Genomic DNA, 19,459 nt, shown 5'->3' with positions numbered 1-19,459 from the left:
GCGGCGGTGGCAGATCGCGGTTCGCGACGGGCCGTGTCCGCACCTGTTCAGCTGGGCGCTGCCCTCGAACGGGACCGCAGAGCAGCCAAGCAGCCGCTGCCCAGGTGCCGTCGGGTCACTTTCGCCAGAACAGGTGGTGTGTCACGCCGCTCGGGCTGGGCACGACCTCGAGATGGAACCGGTCGAGCAGCTCATCGTGGGACTCCCAGAGTCGTAGTCCGGACCCGAGCTTCACCGGCGAAACCGCCACATGCATGGTGTCGACGAGGTCCGCGTCGAGGAACTGCCGGATGGTGGTAACCCCACCGCCGAGTCGGATGTCCTTGCCCTGCGCCGCCTCCCGCGCCTGCTCGAGGACCGTGGCCGGGTCTCCGTCGATGAAGTGAAACGTGGTGTCGGAGAGCGTGATCGAAGGACGTTTGTGGTGGGTCATGACGAACACCGGGGTGCGGAACGGGGGCTCGTCACCCCACCAGCCGCGCCACTCATGGTCGCTCCAGGGCCCGCGCTGGGGCCCGAACTTGTTGCGGCCCATGATTTCGGCGCCGATGTTGCGTGCGTAGTCCCGCGTGAAGTAGTCGTCGAGGCCCCGACTTCCCCCGGGGGCGGTGCGCATGGGCCAGCTCGCCGTGGCGCCGGCCCAGGCGAACAGCCTCTCGGGGTCGGCGTGGCCGAACGGACGCTCGAGGCTCTGGCCCTCACCGGCACCGATTCCGTCACTCGACACGTTGAAATTCTGCACTCTCAGTAGTTGAGCCACGCGTTCCTCCTGTGTTGTCGATGATGCTGGTGAGACTCTCCGGGCCGGAGAAACTCATCGCTGCGTCCGTGCCCGGCCAGAAATTGAGCTACCTCGTAGTAGTGACCATGAGCGTTGTTGACGGCGTGGCGGGTTGAAACGATGAGACCTCCGGCGAGGTGTGAGGTGCTGACGCCCACGACCAAAACGGAGGTCTCATGGCCCAACATCGCAGCCACGCCTCACTCGGCGGCAAACCACCGATCACCCGCGTCAACAACGGTGCCGGGCATTCCAACTAGAAGCTACTGACCAGCTTGACGAACGCGTCGTCGATCTTCGCCGGGTCACGGGCGTCGAACGCCTTGCCCGCGGACGCCTTGGCGATCCGGTCCAGCGTCCCGAAATCGGACTGCTCATCAAAGGCGATGCAGAAAATCTTGATCGGTCGTTCCGGATCCAACGCGACGTCTTGGAGCAGCCGGGCGAGGTTGCTGTCCTTGTTGTACTCGTTCTTGCCGTCCGTCAGTACGACCACCGCGTTGATCCGGGACTGGTCATAGTGGTCGAGCATGTGACGGTGTGCCGCCCGTACGGTGGCGTACAGAGCGGTGCCGCCCTCGACGTGGAGGTTGTTGATTTTATTGGTGAGCGCCTTCTGGTCGAACGCCGACAGCCGGACCTCCTCGCTGTACGGCGACTTCGGCCGCTGTTTCGTCTCGGACGAGAACGACCAGAGCGCAACCTGGTCCTCGGAGTTCAAGAGGCCAAAGCCCTTGGCGGCGGCCCTGGTCGCCACCTGGAACCTGGTCCGGTCACCGATCCTTGCGTTCATCGAACCGGACGTGTCGACGGCCACGAGGATGTTCGCCTTCTTGCGCAGCGTGCCCCAGCCGGTGAGGATCGCCTTGACCACGGTGGGATCCGGCGGGTCGAAGTAGGTGAGATCTTGGGCCCCGCGCCCGCCGACGGAGGCGATCAGCGGGCGGGCCGCGTTCTGCTGGTGGTCGCGGAACCCCAGCCGGCTGAAGCTCTCCTGCTGCGGCGCCTCTTGGAGGAACGCCAGGAAATCGGCAGCGGCGTCACGTTGCTCCGGGCTGGCCGAGGGGAGCACCACGTACGGGTGGTCGAGGTTGAACGTGCCCTCCTTCGGATACAGCGCGACCAGGGGGACCCTCGGCTTCTCGCCCCGGGTCGGGCTCAGCTCCCCCTCGTTGTACTGGTAGACCAACTCCTCCTGCGTCACCACCGCGCTCATGTCCGTCGGGGCCGCCGTGCCGGACAGGTCCGCCTCGGCGCGGTCCTTCAGCAGATCCACGATGTCGTCGCTGTAGTGGGACACGTTGGCCTCGATGCGACGGACGAACTGGGTCACCGTCGGATTCGCGATATCGCGCTCGGTAAGGTCACTGGCCCGGTTGATGGCCGCGTAGTAGCTCGCGATCGTGGCCGCCAGCCCGGAGGTGGACAGGTTCGGGTTGACCTTGCCGAAGGTGAACCGCCCCCACTCGGGGCGACCGAAGGTGGCCCAGCCCGAGCGCCCGGACGAGCCCAGGATCTCGCCCCAGCCGAGGGGACCCTGCTGTTGGAGCAGCTCTCCCTTCGGCTGCGGCATGGCGATGACCAGCGGGCTGTTCGCGATCGACGGGTACCGGCCGGGGGTCTGCGCCGGACGCCCGGCGGCCTCGTCCCGCAACTTCAACTGCCCGGTCCACAGGGTGGACGTCGGCAACCACACCTGCGGCCGTGGCAGGTTGGGCTGCTTGACCGACCATTCGCCGGCCAGCGCGTCCGTCGCCGCACCGGACGAGAGCCCATGTACGGTCACCGCGGCGCACCGGCCACCGAACCGCCGATCGCTCTTGTTGTAGCGTTCCGCCAACTCGCCGAGCAGCACGTCCTTCTCGATCGACGAGCTGACCTCCAGCGGCGTGCACCCGACGTCCGCCGCCGGCCGAACGATCAGATAGGCCGCCGTGACGACCGCGAATCCGGCCACGATGGCTGCGGTGTACGGCAGCCACGGCCGAGCAGTCGGTCGACCTGAAACCATGTGGTCCCTCCAGAGTGTCGGCTGACGGCGTCGACATCAGCCACCAGCCCGGCCGAGCCGCCCTGCGGGCCGACCGGATCGTGTTCGTGGGTCAGGGCCCGGACCGGCCGAAGTCGATCACGCGGGACCGTCGCATCCGGACTGACGGTGGCCGGCATCAGGTCGCGATGGACCAGGCCGGACGGGCGGGTCGCGGTCGACGCGGTGGCGGTGCCAACGGTCGGTCAGTCGGTGCGGTGCCTCCCCGGAGATCGGGTCACGCTCACGGACGTGCCGCTCCAGGGTCGGGCCATCGATGAACTCGCTGACCACGTACGGTGGGTCCGCGTCCACCTCCCGGTTGTCGTTCACGTCCCTGCCCGGGTGGACGACGCCCCGGCCGCCCGCACCCAGCCGCCCGAGCAGCTGGTAGGGCCCCGCCGTTCGTGGATCATGCGAACTCAGCGGCGTGGTACCAGGCATCGCTGCCCCTGTCAGCCCGGTCATTGTGGCTCCACCGAAACCCTTATGAGCCGCGCCGATGCGACGGACGACACAGGCATGATGTCACGGCTCCACCAGCACGAAAACCACTCGCGTTTCGGCGTGTCGTTCGACGACTTCGGCGATTTGGTCGACGGTAGAGACCGTGCCGCCACCATAAGGCCCCCACAACCCGCCGCGCCGTCGACAACGCTCATTCGTCACCACAATTAGTCCCGCCATGACTGCCGTCGCGGTACTACCCCCGCAGGCGGCGGACGAGTTTGCGCAGGCCGGCCTGCCAGCCGTCCGGGTCCTCCGCGCGGCGGAGGGCGTACGCGGCGACCTCCGGGTGCGGCAGGATGAGGAAGCGCTCCTCGGCGAGGCCGGCGATCACCGAGTCGGCGACCTGGTCCGGGCTGAGCACCGCGCCGGAGGCGGCGATGACCCGGGCCCCGAGGTGCCCGGCGGCCAGCCCCTCCGCCAGCATCGGCGTGTCCACGCCCTGCGGGCACAGCGCACTGACCCGCAGTCCCTGGTCCCGATAGGTGACGGAGAGCCACTCGGCGAATCCGACCGCGGCGTGCTTCGTCGTCGTGTACGCCGCGTCGCCGACCGCGGTCAGCACGCCCGCCGCCGAGCACGTGTGCAGCAGGTAGCCGCCGCCCCGGGCCAGCATCGCCGGGAGCACCGCCCGGGCCGCGTAGACGTGGGAGAGCACGTTCACCCGCCACGCGCGGTCCCAGCCGGCGTCGTCGACCTCCACTCCCCCGCTCGTGGTCACGCCCGCGTTCGCGCAGAACAGGTCGATCCTCCCGTACCGCCGCTCGGTGTCGGCGACCAGCGCGCGGACCTGCTCCTCGTCGGTCACGTCGAGGGCGGCGGCGTGGGCGACCGGGCCGACGCCGTCGGCGACCGCGCGGGCCGCGTCGGCGTCGAGGTCGGCCACCACCACGGCGGTGGCGCCCTCGGCGGCGAACCGCCGCGCCAGGGCCGAGCCGATGCCGCCGGCCCCGCCGGTGATCACCACCACCCGGTCGGTGAGGTTCATCGCGGCTCACCCGGAGCCAGGCGCGTGATCAGGTCAGCCAGCGCCGCCGTGCCGCCGGCGGCCACCTCGGGGGTGGGCAGCAGGGCCAGCACCGGCACGTCGATCCCGGCGTCGGCGTAACGGCGGACCTGCTCACGGCAGTGTTCCGGCGAGCCGTGCAGCACCAGCGCGTCGACCACCTCGTCGGGCACGGCCGCGCCGGCGCCGCGCCGGTCCCCGGCGGCCCAGGCCCGCCACATCGGCCCGAGCACTTCCTCCCGGCCCAGCCAGCGGTGGAACTCGGCGTACGCGGGAACGGTCAGGTAGCTGGTGATCAGCCGGCGGCCCAGGGCGCGGGCGTGCGCGGCGTCGGAGGTGGGACAGACGAAGATCCGGGCGACCACCTCGAAGCCCGGACGCCGGTCGCCCACCTCGGCGAGCGCCCGCGCCACGTCACTCGCGGCGAGCCAGTTCAGGATGACGCCGTCGGCCTCCGCGCCGGCCAGTCCCAGCATCCCGGGGCGCAGCGCGGCGAGCAGCAGCGGCGGCGGCACGGCCGGCGGCCGTTCCAGGCGGAACCGGCGCACCGCGAAGGTGTCGTACGCCTCGTCGACGGTCGCGCCGGAGAGCGCCGCGCGCAGGAAACGCAGCACGTCCCGGGTCCGCCGGAACGGCTCGTCGAACGGCACGGCGTTCCAGTTCCGCACGATGACCGGCGAGGACGCGCCGATGCCGAGCGCGAACCGGCCGGGCGCGGCCTCGGCGAGCGCGGCGGCGCTCATCGCCAGCAGGCCGGGCCCCCGGGTGAAGACCGGCGTGATCGCGGTGCCCAGGCGCAGCCGCGGCTGCCAGGCGGCGGCGAGCGCCAGCGGGGTGAACGCGTCCGCCCCGGCGACCTCGGAGGACCACACGTCGGTGAACCCCGCCCGGTCGAGGGCCGCGTAGACCGCGGCGTGGTCGGCGAGCGGGATGCCGTCCAGCGGCACCGTCATGCCCCATCGGGTCGTCATCGGTCGATCGTGCCCGCCGGCGGCCGGCCGGATCAAGATCCCGCCCCGGTTTCCCGGTAGCCGGGCGGTCGGGCGGTCGGCGGTGTTACGACTGCGGAATGGGCGCACGCGACGGCGGGGCGAGCTGACCATGGCCACCCACGAGGCGGGACGCCGGCTGCCCCCGGCCGGCGACGCCGGCCGGGCCACGTTCCTCGAACTCTTCTTCGACCTGGTGTACGTCTTCGCGCTCACCCGCATCTCGGTCCGCTCGTTCGAGGACCTGGCGCTGGAGCCCGGGGGCGCCCGGGGCTGGGGCGCGGTCACCGGCGGCGCCAAGACGCTGCTGCTGATCCTCGCGCTCTGGGCGGTGTGGCAGGGCACCTCCTGGACAACCAGCCGGTACGACCCGCACCACGCCTGGTTGCAGGCTGTCGTCATCACCGCCGCGGTGGCCAGCATGGTGATGGGGGTGGCGATCACCCGGGCGTTCAGGGAGACCGGGCTGATGTTTGCCGTGGCGTACGTGACCGCACAGCTCTCCCGCCCGCTGATCCTGCTGCTCGCCCTGGGCTCGCACCCGTACCGACGGCTGAACCTGCGGATGCTGCTCGTCTACAGCGCGACCGGCACGCTCTGGATCATCGGCGCGTTCGTGCCGACCAATCCGCGGGTGTTGCTGTGGACCACCGCGCTCGCCGCCGAGTACCTGGCCGCCCGGTTCGGCTGGCCGGTGCCGGGGCTGGGCCGCTCGACCGTCTCCCGGTGGGACATCGCCGGTGAGCACCTCGCCGAGCGGTACCAGCAGTTCTTCCTCATCGCGCTCGGCGAAACGATCCTGGTCGCCGGCCTCGCCTACAGCGAGGGCCCGTACGGCGGCGGGCACGCGCTCGCCTTCGCCCTGGCGCTGGTCACTTCGATCGTGCTGTGGCGGATCTATGTGCAGCGGGCCGGGCAGATCCTCGCCGAGGCCGTCGCCCGGGCCCGGCACCCGGCCAGCATCGGCCGGTCCGCGGCCGACACCCACCTGGTCATGGTGGTCGGGCTGACCGCCACCGCGATCGGTTACAAGCTGGTGATCGAACACCCGCTGGACCGCCCCGAGGCGGCCTGGCTGGCGATGGTGCTCGGCGGGCCGGTGCTCTTCCTCGCCGGCCGGGCCCGGTTCGAGTACGAGGTGTTCAGCCGGGTGTCGCCGTCGCGCTGGATCGCCGCCCTCGTGCTGCTGGTCCTGATGCCGGTGCTGCTGCGCACCGTGTCGCTGGTGGCCGCGGCCGTCGCCGCCGCGCTGCTGACCGCGGTCGCGGTCGCCGACGCCCGCCGGGCCCGCGGCGCGCCGCCGGAGGCCGCGGCGCCACCCTTCTGAGCACCGGATGAACCGCCGGACCAACCCGGCAGGAGGGTCGCATCCAGCACCGACGATGGCCGCCGGCCGCGAGCTAATCTCCTCGGGTGACCTTCTCGCTCGTCGCCCGCTCCGACGACGGCCGCCTGCACGGCGTCGTCGTGGCCAGCAGGTTCCTGGCCGCCGGCGCGCTGGTCCCGGCCGCCGAGGCCGAGGTCGGCGCGCTCGCCACCCAGGCGCACGTCAACCTCGCGTACCGGCCGCAGGGGCTGACGCTGCTGCGCACCGGGGTGGCCGCGGCCGACGTGGTCGCCGGCCTGGTTGCCGCCGACCCCGACCGGGACCACCGCCAGCTCGGCGTGGTCGCCGCGGCGGGCGCGGGCGCGACCTGGACGGGCCCGGCCTGCCACCCGTGGGCCGGCGGCCAGGCCGGCGACGGCTGGGCGGTGCAGGGCAACATCCTGGCGGGCCCGCAGGTGGTCGACGCGGTGCGGGACGCCTGGCTGGGCGGGGCGGCGCTGCCGTTCCCCGACCGGCTGCTCGCCGCGCTGCGCGCCGGGGACCAGGCCGGCGGCGACCGGCGCGGCCGGCAGAGCGCCGGGCTGCTGGTGGTCGAGCGCGGCGGCGGGTACGGCGGCACCAGCGACGTCCTGGTCGACCTGCGGGTCGACGACCACCCCGATCCGGTGACCGAGCTGGGCCGGTTGCTCGCGCTGCACACCCTGCTCTTCGGCCGGCCCGATCCGGCCACCCTGCTCGACCTGACCGGGGCGGTGGCGACGGAGGTCGGCGGGCTGCTGGCCGCGCTGGGTCTGCCGGTCGACCCGGACCGACCGGAGGAGGCGCTCTTCGCCTGGGCCGGGATGGAGAACCTGGAGGAGCGGCTGGTGCCCGGCCGCATCGACCCCGTGGTGCTGGACCACCTGCGCAAGGCGGTGCCGCGGGTACCCACGCCGCGCGCGGCGGCGGACCCGTTCGCCACCACCTGACCCACGTCGCCCGGCGACGACCGTCCCGGAGGAGGGGCGGACACCCGCGCGGGGAGACCGCGAGCAGTCCGGCCCCGGCCTCGCCGGTCGCCGGGACGCTGCGGGGCTCGCGCGGTCGCTGCGGGGCTCGCGCGGTCGCTGCGGGGCTCGCGCGGTCGCTGCGGGGCTCGCGCGGTCGCTGCGGGGCTCGCGCGGTCGGCGGGAGGAGGCCGGTCAGCCGCCGAAGGAGAGCCAGCGGAAGCCGGTGGCGCCCAGGACGGCCCGCTCCCGGGCGGTGAGGTCGGCCCGGCCCGTGGCCCTGCGGATCAGCGTGAGCCGGTCCCAGCCCAGCTCCGCCGGGACGGGTCGCCCGCCGGTGAGCAGGCCGGCGACGACCTCCGCCGCGGTGGGCGTCAGCCACGGCTCCCGGTCCAGCGCCGCCGCCAGGTCCAGGCCGTGCACCCCGACCTCCACCACGCGGGTACGCAGGAACTCGGCCAGCGCCATCGCGTCGCCGTGGCGGGTGCGCACCACCCGGCCGGGCGGCTGGGCGTCGACGGCGGCCAGGGCGTCCCGCCAGGCCCGGTCGAAGTCGGCCACCAGGGCGGGGCCGTCGAGTTCCCGGGCCTCCCGCCGGCCGCTGTCGATGCGGGAGGCGTCCACCGGCGGGGTGAACTTGGCGGCGCCGTAGTACGCGGCGGCGTCGACCTCGGCGCGGGGCGGGGCCGGCGCGGCGAGCATGTCGACCAGCCGCCCGGCGCCGGTGCGCACGTGGGCCAGCAGCTCCCGCACGGTCCAGGGGCGGCAGTCGGTGGGGCCGTCCAGATCCGCCTCGTCGACGCCGCGCAGCACCTCGCCGAGCCGCGCGCACTCGTCCCGGAACGCCGCCCGTACCCGCTCCACCGGTCCTCCCCCGTCCGTGTCTGCCGCTCCGACCCTCTCACACCGCCGATCGGCGGCGGCGTGGCCGTTTCGGCGGTCGCCGGGCGGGTACGCGCGGCCGGGCCGAGGAGAGGAGCGCCACCGATGGCCGGGATCATGCTGCGCAGCACCGCGTTCAACGACCACGACATGTTGCCGACCCGCTTCGCCCGCGAGGGAGGCAACGTCTCACCGCCGTTGGAGTGGTCGCAGGTGCCGGAGTCCGCGACCGAGCTGGTCCTTTTCGTCGAGGACCCGGACGCCGGGAAGACCCCGTTCCTGCACTGGCTGGTGACGGGCATCGCGCCGACCGCGGCCGGGGTACCCGAGGGTGGGGTGCCCCTGGGCGGCCGGGAGTGGCCCAACGACTTCGGCACGACCGGGTGGGGCGGGCCGCACCCGCCGCAGGGCGACGATCCCCACCGGTACTTCTTCCGGCTCTACGCGCTGGACCGGCCGCTGGAGCTGCCCGACACGCCGCACGCCGACGACGTGCACCGCACGCTCGCGCAGCGGGACATCGCGAGCGGGACGATGGTGGGCACCTACTCCCGCTGACGCGGGCGCCACGCCTGCCGGGAGGCGGGCGAGCCGGGGCAACCCGGTGCCGGGAGGCAGCGGGGCCGCTGTCAGCCCTGCCGGGAGGCGGCGGGCCGGGCTCAGCCCTTGACGCGGGGCACCAAACGGTGGACGGCGGCGAGCACCAGCGCCATCACCACGCCCATCGTCCCGGCGATGCCGGCGGCGCTGCCGGCGTACCCGACGAACAGCGGCCGGCGGGCCAGCTCGTCGGGCGGGGTGGCGCGCAGGTCGAGCAGCCAGGCCAGGGCGAGCCCGCAGGCCACCGCCGCCAGCGCGCCGCCCATGCCGAGCACCGTGGCGGCGACCCGGTGCGCGTCGGCCGACTCCACCTGCGCCTGTTCGCGTTGCGTGACCAGCAGCAGCAGCCCGGCCAGCGCCGCCCACACCCCGACCACCAGGAACGCCGCCACCGCGTCGCTGGGCCGGTGCCAGCCGGCGGAGAGGGTGGCGACCCCGGCGACCGCGGCGTAGCCGGCCCCGAGGAAGGCGCCGAGTGCCCGCACCTTTTGCGGCAGCACGAGCACCAGCGCCACCGCGACCGATGCGGCGACGGTGGCGTGCCCGCTGGGCAGGCTGTTGCCGGCGTAGATCCGCTCCGGGTCGATGCCGAAGTCCGGCCGGGCCAGTCCGTACTTGAGCAGCTGGGTGGTGCCGTTTGCGCCGGCGATCAACAGGGTGGCCGTGACGGCGAGCGCGATGCGACCCCGGATCAGCGCGATGAAGCCGATCACCGCGGTCGCCGCCAGCAGCGACACGACCGACATGGCGTTGAGGAGCCGGTCCACCGGGCCGTCGATGCGGTCCTGACCGATCCGGTTGCCGGTCAGGGCGACGGTGTCGATCCACTGGCCCGCCTCGATGTGCAGGGCGACCCGCCACACGGCCAGGAAGGCGGCTGCCTGAACGATCGCCAGGACGACCAACCAGACTGCGGTCCAACCCCTCGGCGTCGCTCGCACCCGCACACCGTAGCGGCCAGCCCGCCCCGGTCACCCGCTGGCCCGCCCGCTGGCGACGGATAGGTTGGGGGGCGGACGTGAGGAGGTGGCGGGTGGTCAGCACACCGGAGCGCGGGAAGCCCCCGGCGGACCGGCCGGAGAGCCTCGCCGACCTGCTCGGCGGGCGTCGGGGCGCGGTCGACGCCACCCTTCCGCCGGTGGCGTTCGCGGTCGGTTGGCTGATCGGCGGCCACTCGCTGTGGGCCGGGGTCGGCGCGGCGGTGGTCACCGGCACGGCGCTGGCCGGCTGGCGGTTGCGCCGGGGCGACCGACCGCGCTCGGTGCTGGTCGGGCTGTTGGCGGTCTGCGTGGCCGCGCTGGTCGCGTTGCGCACCGGGCGCGCCGAGGACTTCTTCCTCGTCCAACTGCTCTCCAACGCGGCGAGCGCGCTGGCCTGGGTCGTCAGCATCGCGGTGCGTTGGCCGCTGCTCGGGGTGGTGGTGGGCGTCGCGCTCGGGCAGCGCAGCCGGTGGCGGCGCGATCCGGCGCTGCTGCGCGCGTACGGCCGGGGAAGTTGGGTGTGGGCGGCGACCTACGTGCTGCGGGTGCTCGTGTTCCTGCCGCTGTGGTTCGGCGGCCAGGTGGTCGCGCTGACGGTCGCCCGGGTGGCGCTGACCTGGCCGCTGGTGGCGACCGCGCTGGCGGTGAGCTGGGTGGTGGTGCGCCGGTCGCTGCCGGCGGGTCACCCGGGGCTGCGGCATCCGGTCGTTCCGGCCGTCGTGGTCGCGGCGGAAAGATGAGGGAGAGGCCGCCACGGGGGGAGCGGCCTCTCCGGTGACGTACGTTACTCCGTCGCGGTCCCGTGCGTGATCCCGTGACGGCCTGTTTTTGCGGGCTTTTTCGCGCCCGTTGCGTATCCGGGTGGTGGGGTGGGTCGGTCCGTTCCGCCGCGCCGGTCGGAGGCCGGCCCACCCGGCCTGACCGTGGGAGCCGGGCCGTTCCGCCGACCGGGCGTCGACGCGGCTGGCCCCTCCGGGTCGCAGCGGCCGGGTGTCGAGGGCGTCGGCCTCCCCCGCCCGGTTCGGTGCGCCACCGCGCGCCCCGCGAGCCGGGTCCTTCGTGGCGTCGCGCCCCTCGTGAAGCCGCGGTCAGAATGTGGCGATCGGGTTGACCGGGCTGCCGGACGTACCGGCGAAGCGGACCGGCGCGACTGCGAGGTGGAAGTCCCACTGGCCAAGCTCGGCAGCCGTCGTCGCGCACGCCTCCAGGTCGCAGTTGTCGAGCAGCCACAGACCCATCGCGACGAGGCTCACGGCGTGAACCGGCATCAACACGTCTTCGTACCCCGACGGCTGAACCTCCTGGGGGGTGTCAGCGCCGATCAGCGCGACCTCCCGTTCGTGCAGCCACGGCAGGCAGGACGCGTGCCAACCGGCCTGCGTGAAACCGTTGGCCGCACCGGTCTCGTGTCGGACGCGGCCACAGCCGGTCCGCAGGAGCACCGCATCGCCGGATCGCACCCGCACACCCTGGCGACGCTCGGCCTCCTCGAGATCCTCGGGAAACACACCCTGCCCCGGTTCCAACCACGGCACATCGCGGACCCTCGCGATGTCCAGCAGGACACCACGCGTGATGATCCCGTTCGCCGCCGCCGTGACGGCCGCCCACGCCGATCCCGTCGCGGCGTCGACCAACGAGTGCGACCGACCGTTGTACATCGTGCCGTCCCAGAAGATGTGGCACGGCGAGTCGACATGGGTGAGGGTGTTGCCGTGGAAGGTGATGCCGAGCCGCTCGGACGAAAAGCCCCAGCGCCGGTCGTCCCGGAATCCGGGCAACGGCATGTTCTCGGCACCCGGCATGTCGGCGGCGCACGGGCACGTCGTCGTCGACCGCTCCATGTCTTCCGGTACCGCAACCTCCCATGCGCACGACACGCTCCTGCCGTGGCGCACGGCCCGCGCCGCCGCCAGCCGAACGTCGTCGGTGATGTGGTTCAGGGTCCCCAACTGGTCGTCGTCGCCCCACCGTCCCCAGTTCGACAGGGTGTTGAAGTACCCGAGCACGTCCTCCTGCGTGGGCATCGGTCGCCCTGCCGTCATCCCAGCATCGGCTCCTCCGGTCACGCGGTTCGAGGCACCGCAGGTAGGGTATCCCGCCCTGGCGCGAGAAGCTCACCCGCCCGCGCCGCAGTCCGCGCGATCGTCACTGATCAAGTGGAGTGACGGTTGGTCAGTCCGGCTGCTGGCGGGCGGCATAGGCCCGTACCTTGGCCCGGTTGCCGCAACTGGCCATGCTGCACCAGCGACGCCGGCCCCGCCGTTCGAGGAAGAGCCATCCGCAGTCGACGGCCGGGCAGGCGCGTACGTCGGTGCGGGCCGGGGTGCTGAGCAGGTCGGCGGCGGCCCGGGCACCGGCCAGCAGCGGCAGCAGCAGACCGACGTCGTCGGGCAGCGTCCAGTGGGCGAGCCCGTCCTGGTCCGACTCCAGCACCGCCACGGCGGCGGCCCGCTGTGCCTGCTCGGCGACGTGCCGGAAGGCCGCGGTGTCGCAGGGGTCGAGCAGGACATCGTGCAGCGCGGTGCGCAGCAGCCGGGTCGCCACCAGTACGTCGTGTGCGGCGGCGCCCGGCCCACACCGCCAGGCGGTCGAAGTCGCGAAGCCACTCCCGTTCCGGACCGGGCGGCGCCGCCCAGCCGGCCCAGGTGTTGCAGAGCTCCAGGGCGGGATGCCCGCCGACCGGCGCCGTCGTCAGCGCGGCAGTGCCTGCTGCAGTTCCGCCCGCAGCGCCGGGGTGAGCATCTCCCCCGCCTGCTTGGCCAGCCGCGCCATCTCGTAGCCGACCACGCCGATGTCGGCGTCCGCGCCGGCCAGCGTGGCCAGGATCGACCCGTCGCGCACCTGCATGACCAGGAAGTAGCCGCGTCCCATCTCGACGACCGTCTGCTTGACCACGTCGCCGTCGAACATCTGGGCGGCGCCCGCGGTGATGCTCATCAGCCCCGACGTCACCGCGGCGAGCTTGTCGGCGTTGTCCCGTGGCAGGTGGTCGGAGATCGCGACCAGCAGGCCGTCGGAGGAGACCACGATGGCGTGTGCCACTCCCGGCACCCGCTGTGTGAATCCGCTGACCAGCCAGCTCAGATCGCGGGCCTCCTGGCTCAACGTCGTCATCTGTGTCCCCCTTCGGTGCACGTGCCGCCCGGCGGCATGAAAATCTCGGTGGTGTCCTCGGCTTCGGCCCGCCGGACGCCGCTGTAGAGCCGGGACAGCATGCCGCCGACCGCCTCCGGGTCCGGGTCGTGGCGTGCCGCCGGCTGTTGCGGCCGCGCCGGCTCGGTGACGGCGGAGAGCTGGGCCATCGGCACCCGTACGGGCAGCCCGCGGGCGTTGGTCCCGCCGGTCACCGGGACGGTGGGCGGGGTGGGCGAGGTCTCCCGGACCGGGGCCGGCGCCGGGCCCTGGCGGGACCACCAGCCCCCGCCGGCGGGCGACCCGGCCGCCGGGGCGGTCACCTCCTCGGTCCGCACCGGCCGGGTCTGGCGGGGCACGGCGGCCTCCGGACGCCGCCCGGCCACCGGCATCTCGTCGGGCGACGGCGCGCCGGCCCAGGCGACCGCGGAGGTCAGCATCCGCGCCGGGGCGGGCGCGCCCGGCTCCGGCGCCGGCGCCAGCAGGTCACCGGGCAGCCGGATCCGGGCGACGAGGCCGGCGTTCGCGCCGCCGTGCAGCCGCACCTCGACGCCGAGCCGCGCGGCGAGGTGGCTGACCACGAACAGGCCCATCCGCTCGACGGTCGCGACGTCGGCCGCCGGCGGCGTGGCGAGGACGGCGTTGGCCTCGGCCAGGGCGGCCGGGCTCATGCCGAGGCCCTCGTCGGCGATCTCGACGACCGCGCCGGCGCCCTCGGCCCCGGCGGTGACGGCCACGACCGTGTCGGGGCGGGAGAACGAGGTGGCGTTCTCCAGCAGCTCGGCGAGGACGTGGACCAGCTCACCGACGGCGTGGCCGACGACGTGCAGGTCGGCGACCGCCTCGTGGCGCACCCGCTGGTACTGCTCGATCTCGGCGCTGGCCGCCAGCAGCACCGCGCCGAGTCCGACCGGCCGGTTCCACCGGCGGGTCGATTCGGTCCCGGCCAGCACCAGCAGGCTGTCGTCGTTGCGCCGCATGCGGGCGGCCAGGTGGTCGAGCTTGAACAGGTTCTCCAGCTGGTCCGGATCGCTCTCCTCGCGTTCCAGGTCGTCCAGCAGCTCCAGCTGGCGCTCGACCAGCACCTGGCTGCGCCGCGCGAGGTTGACGAACATCGCGTTGACGTTGCGCCGTGTGGTGGCCTGCTCCACGGCGACGCTGACCGCGCTGCGGTGCACCGCGACGAACGCCTCGGCCAGCTCGCCGATCTCGTCGAGCGAGCGGACCACCGCCGGCGGGACCTCGATCGTGGGGACGCCGCCGGTCACGGTGCGCAGCCGGTCCAGGGCCTCCGGCAGCTCGAGCTGGGCGATCCGCAGGGCCTGGCCGCGCAGCAGCCGCATGGACCGGGCAATGGACCGGCCGACCAGAACGGAGATGAGCAGGGCCACCAGCAGCACCACGACGACCACGCCGACGACCAGCAGCGTCGTGCGCAACTGCGCGGCGCTCACCTCGTCGGCCTGTCGTACGGCGTCGTCGAGCACCGACGTCTCGACCCGGCGCAGCAGCTCCTGGCGCTGCTCGCTGGCCGCCCACCACTGTGGAGCGGGCAGCACGGCCGGCTGGGCGTCGCCCGTCGGCAGGCTCTGCTCCTCCAGCCGGGTGGCGGCCAGGAACGCCGGGTCCACGGAGGTCTCGTCGTAGCGGCCGATCTGCGCGGCCGTCGCGGCTACCCGGAACGCGCCCAGCGCGGTGAGCTGCTGGGCCCGCAGGTCGGTCAGGACCACCTGGTCCTCCACGCCGTACCGGCCGGACCGGGCGGCCTCGTAGAGCTGGGCGCGGACCCGGGAGGACAGCTCCTTGACGCGGGCGAGCTGGACGTAGCGCAGCACCGCGTCGCTGAGGGCGGGCTGGTCCTCGCCGGGAGACGGCTCGGCGAGGAGGCTGAGCAGTGCGTCGACGGCGCGGTGGTAGTTGCTGAGGATGGTGTCGCTGCCCAGCACCGCCGGGGCGATCGCGGCCCGGATGTAGACGACCTGCTGGTAGGCCTCCAGCACCTCGGAGTAGGCGACCCGCCAGGACGCGTCGGCGTCGGCCAGCGGCTCGGCCGCCCGGCGCAGCTCCCGCAGGGCCTGGTCGGTGGCGCTCTGCAACGGTTTCAGCGCGACGATGGCCGCGTCCCGGTCGGCGCCCGCGCCGCTGCGCCGCAGCTCGCCCAGCTCACCGGCGGCCCGGTCCCGCTCCTGCTGGAGCTGGTGGACCGCGGCGGTGATCTGCCGGCCGATGCCCACCTGCTCGGCGAAGTCGCCGAGCGCGGTGGTCTGCCCGACCAGGGCGTGGGTCTGCACGCCGGCCAGCACCAGGAACGCCACCGACGGGATGACCAGCACGGTGGCGAGCTTGGTGCGCATCCGCCAGTCCCGCAACCGGAACGGCGAACGGCGCCGGTGCGGGACGACCCGGACGTCGAACCGGCGCCGGCGGTGCTGCGGCACCTCGCCCCGTGCCGGGCCCGGACCTGCGCCCACACCTGCCTCCTACGTCCCTCGCGTCCGCCGCGGCGACCCGGGGAACGGAGTCCCATCCAATCAGGCCCGCGAGCTGTGTCAACGGGCCGGGCTGAGGTGCGACTCAGGAGGGTGAGGCGGGCTCGTCCGTCCGGCCGATGTCGGCGAGCCGGGTCGCGTCGCCGACGCGGCCCAGCGCGACCAGCGCCGCACCGCTCGCCCCGACCTCCGGGTTGCGCCCGTGCCACACGGGCCGGGGCGCGAGCACGGCGGCGAACGCCGAACGCCACCAGCGTGAGGCGGCCACCGCTCCCCCGCCGAGCACCACCTCGACCGGTTTGTCGACAGTGGACTCCAGCACCGTGAGGTCCTCGGCGACCAGGTCGCACAGACCCCGCATCAGCCCGGCCAGGATCTCCACGGCGGTGCTGCTGAAGCTCAGCCCCCGCAGCTCGCCGGAGCCCGCCGGCACCAGGCCGGGCGGCCGGTCGCCGCCGAAGCGGACGTTCACCGGCAGGCGGCCGTCGGGTGGCAGCCGGGCCAGCGCGGCGTCCAGCTCCGCGCCCTCGGGCAGTCGCAGCTCCCGGTTGGCCCAGGCGAACAGGTTGCCGCCGGAGGAGTACGCGGCACCGGTGACCACGTAATCGTGGTCGACCCGGTAGCGCCAGAGCGTCTCCGGCAGCGGGGGCAGTTCCTCGCCCGCCGGGCCGCGCTGCATCAGCCGGACCGCCGCCGAGGTGCCCACGGTCACCGCGACCCGGTCCGGGGCGGCGCAGCCGCTGCCGACGTTCGACGCCGCGCCGTCGCCCACCGGCCCGGCCCACGGCGCGTCGGTGAGCTGGGGCCAGCGCCGCGCGTACGCGGGCCGCAGCCGGCCCCGCCATCGCGCCGGGGCCAGCTCGGGCAGCTCCCCGGCCCGGCTGCCGGCCAGCGCGCAGGCCTCGGCGTCCCAGTCCAGGGTCCGCAGGTCCAACAGCCCCGTGCCGGACGCCTGAGAGATCGACATCGGCGCGGCGTCGAGCAGCTCCCCCAGCACGTACTCGGCCAGGCCGGCGAACCGGGCGATCGGGCCCCCGGTGTGCTCCCGCAGCCAGGGCAGCCGGATCGACCAGTAGCAGCGGTGCCACCACGTGCCCGTGCGCTGGTGGAAATCGGCCGGGTCGGCCGGCCCCGGCGCGCCGGGCAGGGCCGCCGGCCGGGTGTCCAACCAGGTCAGCACCGGCCCGAGGGGCGCGCCGTCGGCGCCCAGGGGGACCACCGAGTGCCACTGCGCGGAGGTCGCCACCAGGGACACGTCCCGCAGATGCCCCGCCGCGGCCAGCTCGTCCAGGCACTCGACCAGGCAGGCCAGGTAGCCGGGGCCGTCCAGCGTGCCGGTCCCGTCGTCGTGCACGACGAGGCTCACCCTGCGCCGGGCCAGCGCGCCGGGCCGCGGGCGGGCGTCCGCGTCCAGCACGAGCCCGCGTACCGAGGAGGTGCCCAGGTCGAGCGCGAGAATGTTCATCGCCGTCAAGTTACCCGGTGCGCCGCGGCCCGGCGTCCCAGCGGATGGGCCGTACGCCCGATCGGCTTTCCGGCCCGTGGGCCGCCGCGTAGGGTGGTGCCATGCTCGCGCACCTGTCCTGCTGGTGGCCCGCCGACCCGGCGGCCATCCCCCGCGCGTAGCTTCCCCACGCGGCCGCCCGACGAGGCGGCCGCCGGTCTCTCCCCGGCCCTCCCGGTCGCCCCGCCCGGGTGCCGCCCGGCCCGAGGAGACCCGATGACCCACCTGCCCGAGCTGCTGGCCGCCGTCGCCGCCGGCGCCGACCCCGGCCCCTTCGCGCTCGTCCGACGCGAGGGCGCCGACCACCTGGAGCTGTTCACCGGCACGGTACGCGTGGCGGAGCGGCTCGCCGACATCCCGCTGCCCGACGGGCCGCCCGGCCCCCGCACGCTGGCGCTGGTGCCCTACCGGCAGGTCACCGAGCGGGGCTTCGCCTGCGTCGACGACGGCGTACCGCTGGAGTGCCTGGAGATCGCCCGGCACGAGCGGATCGGCCTGGCCGAGGCCCTCGCCGCGCTGCCCGACGTGCCCGTGCGCACCGCCGGCGCCGGCTTCGACGTCAGCGACGACGCGTACGCGGCCACCGTCGGCCGGGTGCTCGCCGAGGAGATCGGGCGCGGCGAGGGCGCGAACTTCGTCATCCACCGCTGCCTGCGCGCCACCGTCGAGGGGCCGCCGCTGGTCGCCGCGCTCGCCGCGTTACGCCGGCTGCTGTCCGGCGAGCGCGGGGCGTACTGGACGTTCGTGGTGCACACCGGCACCCGCATCCTGGTGGGCGCCAGCCCGGAGCGGCACGTCAGCGTCGACGACGGGTTGGTCATGATGAACCCGATCAGCGGCACCTTCCGGCACACCGGCGCGGACGCCGACCGGGGCGCGCTGCTGCGCTTCCTCGCCGACCCCAAGGAGGTCGAGGAGCTGTACATGGTGCTGGACGAGGAGCTGAAGATGATGGCCACCGTCGCCGAGCACGGCGGCCAGGTGGTCGGGCCGTACCTCAAGGAGATGTCCCACCTGGCGCACACCGAGTACCTGCTCGCCGGCCGGGGCACGAAGGACGTGCGGGAGGTGCTGCGCGAGACGATGTTCGCGCCCACCGTCACCGGCAGCCCGATGGAGAACGCCTGCCGGGTGATCGCCCGGCACGAGCGCACTGGGCGGCGCTACTACGCGGGGGTGCTGGCGCTGCTCGGGCGCGACGACGCCGGCCGGCAGAGCCTGGACGCGCCGATCCTGATCCGGACCGCCGAGATCTCCCCCGCCGGCGACCTGCGGGTGCCGGTCGGGGCCACCCTGGTCCGGCACTCCACGGCCGAGGGCGAGGTGGCCGAGACGCACGCCAAGGCCGCCGGCGTGCTCGCCGCGCTGGGCCTGGGCCCGCAGGCCCCCGCGGCCGGCGCGCGCCCGGCGGTACGCCTCGCCGACGATCCCGAGGTCCGCGCGGCGCTGGCCGCCCGCAACGCGCCGCTGGCCCGGTTCTGGCTGGACCAGCGCGCCCCGGACGCGCCCGGCCTGCCCGGGTTGGCCGGGCATCGGGTGCTGATCGTCGACGGAGAGGACACGTTCACCGGGATGCTCGCCCACCAGTTGGGCGCGCTGGGCCTGGCGGTGACGCTGCGGCCGTGGCACGCCGCCGGCCCCGTGGACGGCTACGACCTGGTGGTGGTCGGTCCCGGCCCGGGCGACCCGGGCAGCACGACCGAGCCGAAGATGGTCGCGATGCGCGGCCTGCTCGCCGGGTTGCTCGCCGAGGGCCGGCCGACCCTGGCGGTCTGCCTGGGCCACCAGCTGCTGTGCGGCCTGCTCGGGCTGGCGCTGCACCGCCGGGACGCGCCCTACCAGGGGCTCCAGCGGGAGGTGCGGCTCTTCGGCGCGCGGCGCCGGGTCGGCTTCTACTCGACGTTCACGGCCCGGGCGGACGCCGACCGGCTGACCACCCCGTACGGGCCGGTCGAGGTGGCGCGCGACGGCGCCGACGGCGCGGTGCACGCGCTGCGCGGGCGGGGCGTGGCGGGGGTGCAGTTCCACCCGGAGTCGGTGCTCAGCCCGGACGGCCTGGCGGTCCTGGCCGACCTGCTGTCCGGGCTGCTGCCTTCCCCCGCCGGGCGACTGTCGACGGGCGGGGAACGGTCGCCTGCCGGAGACCTGTCCGCCACCGGCGAGCGGTCGGCGACGGCCGAGCGTGCATAGTCGTCCCGATCGGGGGTAGGGCTGGGTGCGACCGGTGGTCCGGGCGGGTCGAGA

General features: G+C 74.2%; 16 protein-coding genes. 5 read left to right on the top strand and 11 right to left on the bottom strand.

Features of this window, described 5'->3' with window-relative positions:
- Window positions 1-115 precede the first annotated feature (115 nt).
- From ACGF5G_RS28260 to ACGF5G_RS28245, 4 genes are all read right to left on the bottom strand, one after another.
- Complete coding sequence (locus ACGF5G_RS28260; RefSeq protein WP_393268180.1) at window positions 116-760, bottom strand: dihydrofolate reductase family protein; 645 nt, start codon at window positions 758-760, stop codon at window positions 116-118.
- 277 nt (window positions 761-1,037) lie between these two features.
- On the bottom strand, window positions 1,038-2,738 hold the full coding sequence (locus ACGF5G_RS28255) for a substrate-binding domain-containing protein (RefSeq protein WP_393268178.1): 1,701 nt from the start codon (window positions 2,736-2,738) through the stop codon (window positions 1,038-1,040).
- A 775-nt stretch (window positions 2,739-3,513) separates the two neighbouring features.
- Entirely contained in the window at window positions 3,514-4,305 is a 792-nt protein-coding gene (locus ACGF5G_RS28250; protein ID WP_393268175.1) for an SDR family oxidoreductase, read from the bottom strand.
- Window positions 4,302-5,276, bottom strand: a complete 975-nt coding sequence (locus ACGF5G_RS28245) for an LLM class F420-dependent oxidoreductase (protein ID WP_393268298.1) — start codon at window positions 5,274-5,276, stop codon at window positions 4,302-4,304. The genes ACGF5G_RS28250 and ACGF5G_RS28245 overlap by 4 nt, the downstream gene beginning before the upstream one ends.
- Before the next feature lie 148 nt (window positions 5,277-5,424).
- Here ACGF5G_RS28245 and ACGF5G_RS28240 point away from each other — a divergent pair, with 148 nt between their 5' ends.
- Window positions 5,425-6,639, top strand: a complete 1,215-nt coding sequence (locus tag ACGF5G_RS28240; protein ID WP_393268173.1) for a low temperature requirement protein A — start codon at window positions 5,425-5,427, stop codon at window positions 6,637-6,639.
- Between the two features lie 86 nt (window positions 6,640-6,725).
- The gene (locus ACGF5G_RS28235) at window positions 6,726-7,607 is read left to right on the top strand and encodes a DUF1028 domain-containing protein (RefSeq protein ID WP_393268171.1); all 882 of its coding nucleotides are present in this window, start codon (window positions 6,726-6,728) and stop codon (window positions 7,605-7,607) included.
- A gap of 213 nt (window positions 7,608-7,820) precedes the next feature.
- Here the strand turns inward: ACGF5G_RS28235 and ACGF5G_RS28230 are convergent, their stop codons facing one another.
- Complete coding sequence (locus ACGF5G_RS28230) at window positions 7,821-8,489, bottom strand: maleylpyruvate isomerase N-terminal domain-containing protein (RefSeq protein ID WP_393268168.1); 669 nt, start codon at window positions 8,487-8,489, stop codon at window positions 7,821-7,823.
- Window positions 8,490-8,612: 123 nt separating this feature from the next.
- Between ACGF5G_RS28230 and ACGF5G_RS28225 the strand changes: the two genes are divergently transcribed.
- Complete coding sequence (locus tag ACGF5G_RS28225; protein WP_393268166.1) at window positions 8,613-9,065, top strand: YbhB/YbcL family Raf kinase inhibitor-like protein; 453 nt, start codon at window positions 8,613-8,615, stop codon at window positions 9,063-9,065.
- Between the two features lie 101 nt (window positions 9,066-9,166).
- Here ACGF5G_RS28225 and ACGF5G_RS28220 read toward each other — a convergent pair whose 3' ends face one another.
- Window positions 9,167-10,054, bottom strand: a complete 888-nt coding sequence (locus ACGF5G_RS28220) for a phosphatase PAP2 family protein (RefSeq protein ID WP_393268163.1) — start codon at window positions 10,052-10,054, stop codon at window positions 9,167-9,169.
- 86 nt (window positions 10,055-10,140) lie between these two features.
- Between ACGF5G_RS28220 and ACGF5G_RS28215 the strand changes: the two genes are divergently transcribed.
- The gene (locus tag ACGF5G_RS28215) at window positions 10,141-10,827 is read left to right on the top strand and encodes a DUF3159 domain-containing protein (RefSeq protein ID WP_393268161.1); all 687 of its coding nucleotides are present in this window, start codon (window positions 10,141-10,143) and stop codon (window positions 10,825-10,827) included.
- 348 nt (window positions 10,828-11,175) lie between these two features.
- Here ACGF5G_RS28215 and ACGF5G_RS28210 read toward each other — a convergent pair whose 3' ends face one another.
- From ACGF5G_RS28210 to ACGF5G_RS28190, 5 genes are all read right to left on the bottom strand, one after another.
- Window positions 11,176-12,114, bottom strand: coding sequence for a cyclase family protein (locus tag ACGF5G_RS28210; protein ID WP_393268158.1), 939 nt, complete (start codon window positions 12,112-12,114; stop codon window positions 11,176-11,178).
- 148 nt (window positions 12,115-12,262) lie between these two features.
- Window positions 12,263-12,634 carry a CGNR zinc finger domain-containing protein gene (locus tag ACGF5G_RS28205; protein WP_393268156.1) on the bottom strand — a complete coding sequence of 124 codons (372 nt, stop codon included), beginning with the start codon at window positions 12,632-12,634 and terminating at the stop codon, window positions 12,263-12,265.
- Window positions 12,635-12,781: 147 nt separating this feature from the next.
- A complete protein-coding gene (locus tag ACGF5G_RS28200; RefSeq protein WP_393268154.1) occupies window positions 12,782-13,204 on the bottom strand; it encodes a roadblock/LC7 domain-containing protein in 423 nt (140 codons plus the stop codon).
- Complete coding sequence (locus ACGF5G_RS28195; RefSeq protein ID WP_393268152.1) at window positions 13,201-15,693, bottom strand: nitrate- and nitrite sensing domain-containing protein; 2,493 nt, start codon at window positions 15,691-15,693, stop codon at window positions 13,201-13,203. Before ACGF5G_RS28195 ends, ACGF5G_RS28200 begins: the two co-directional genes overlap by 4 nt.
- A gap of 103 nt (window positions 15,694-15,796) precedes the next feature.
- Window positions 15,797-17,176, bottom strand: coding sequence for an FGGY family carbohydrate kinase (locus tag ACGF5G_RS28190; protein WP_393268149.1), 1,380 nt, complete (start codon window positions 17,174-17,176; stop codon window positions 15,797-15,799).
- A 255-nt stretch (window positions 17,177-17,431) separates the two neighbouring features.
- Here ACGF5G_RS28190 and ACGF5G_RS28185 point away from each other — a divergent pair, with 255 nt between their 5' ends.
- Window positions 17,432-19,405 (top strand): chorismate-binding protein, encoded by a 1,974-nt coding sequence (locus ACGF5G_RS28185; RefSeq protein ID WP_393268146.1) that lies wholly within the window; start codon window positions 17,432-17,434, stop codon window positions 19,403-19,405.
- Window positions 19,406-19,459: the final 54 nt, after the last annotated feature.

This window comes from Micromonospora sp. NPDC047730 (assembly GCF_043204765.1).
GTDB lineage: Bacteria > Actinomycetota > Actinomycetes > Mycobacteriales > Micromonosporaceae > Micromonospora.
Note: the sequence above shows the minus strand (reverse complement) of the source record. Positions and strands in the feature narration are given on the sequence as shown.

Bases quoted from the DNA above. Each gene is read 5' to 3' on its own strand.
- ACGF5G_RS28200 (WP_393268154.1), bottom strand. From the start codon at position 13,204: ATGACGACGTTGAGCCAGGAGGCCCGCGATCTGAGCTGGCTGGTCAGC.
- ACGF5G_RS28245 (WP_393268298.1), bottom strand. From the start codon at position 5,276: ATGACGGTGCCGCTGGACGGCATCCCGCTCGCCGACCACGCCGCGGTC.
- ACGF5G_RS28185 (WP_393268146.1), top strand. From the start codon at position 17,432: ATGACCCACCTGCCCGAGCTGCTGGCCGCCGTCGCCGCCGGCGCCGAC.
- ACGF5G_RS28240 (WP_393268173.1), top strand. From the start codon at position 5,425: ATGGCCACCCACGAGGCGGGACGCCGGCTGCCCCCGGCCGGCGACGCC.
- ACGF5G_RS28190 (WP_393268149.1), bottom strand. From the start codon at position 17,176: ATGAACATTCTCGCGCTCGACCTGGGCACCTCCTCGGTACGCGGGCTC.
- ACGF5G_RS28225 (WP_393268166.1), top strand. From the start codon at position 8,613: ATGGCCGGGATCATGCTGCGCAGCACCGCGTTCAACGACCACGACATG.
- ACGF5G_RS28250 (WP_393268175.1), bottom strand. From the start codon at position 4,305: ATGAACCTCACCGACCGGGTGGTGGTGATCACCGGCGGGGCCGGCGGC.
- ACGF5G_RS28210 (WP_393268158.1), bottom strand. From the start codon at position 12,114: ATGCCCACGCAGGAGGACGTGCTCGGGTACTTCAACACCCTGTCGAAC.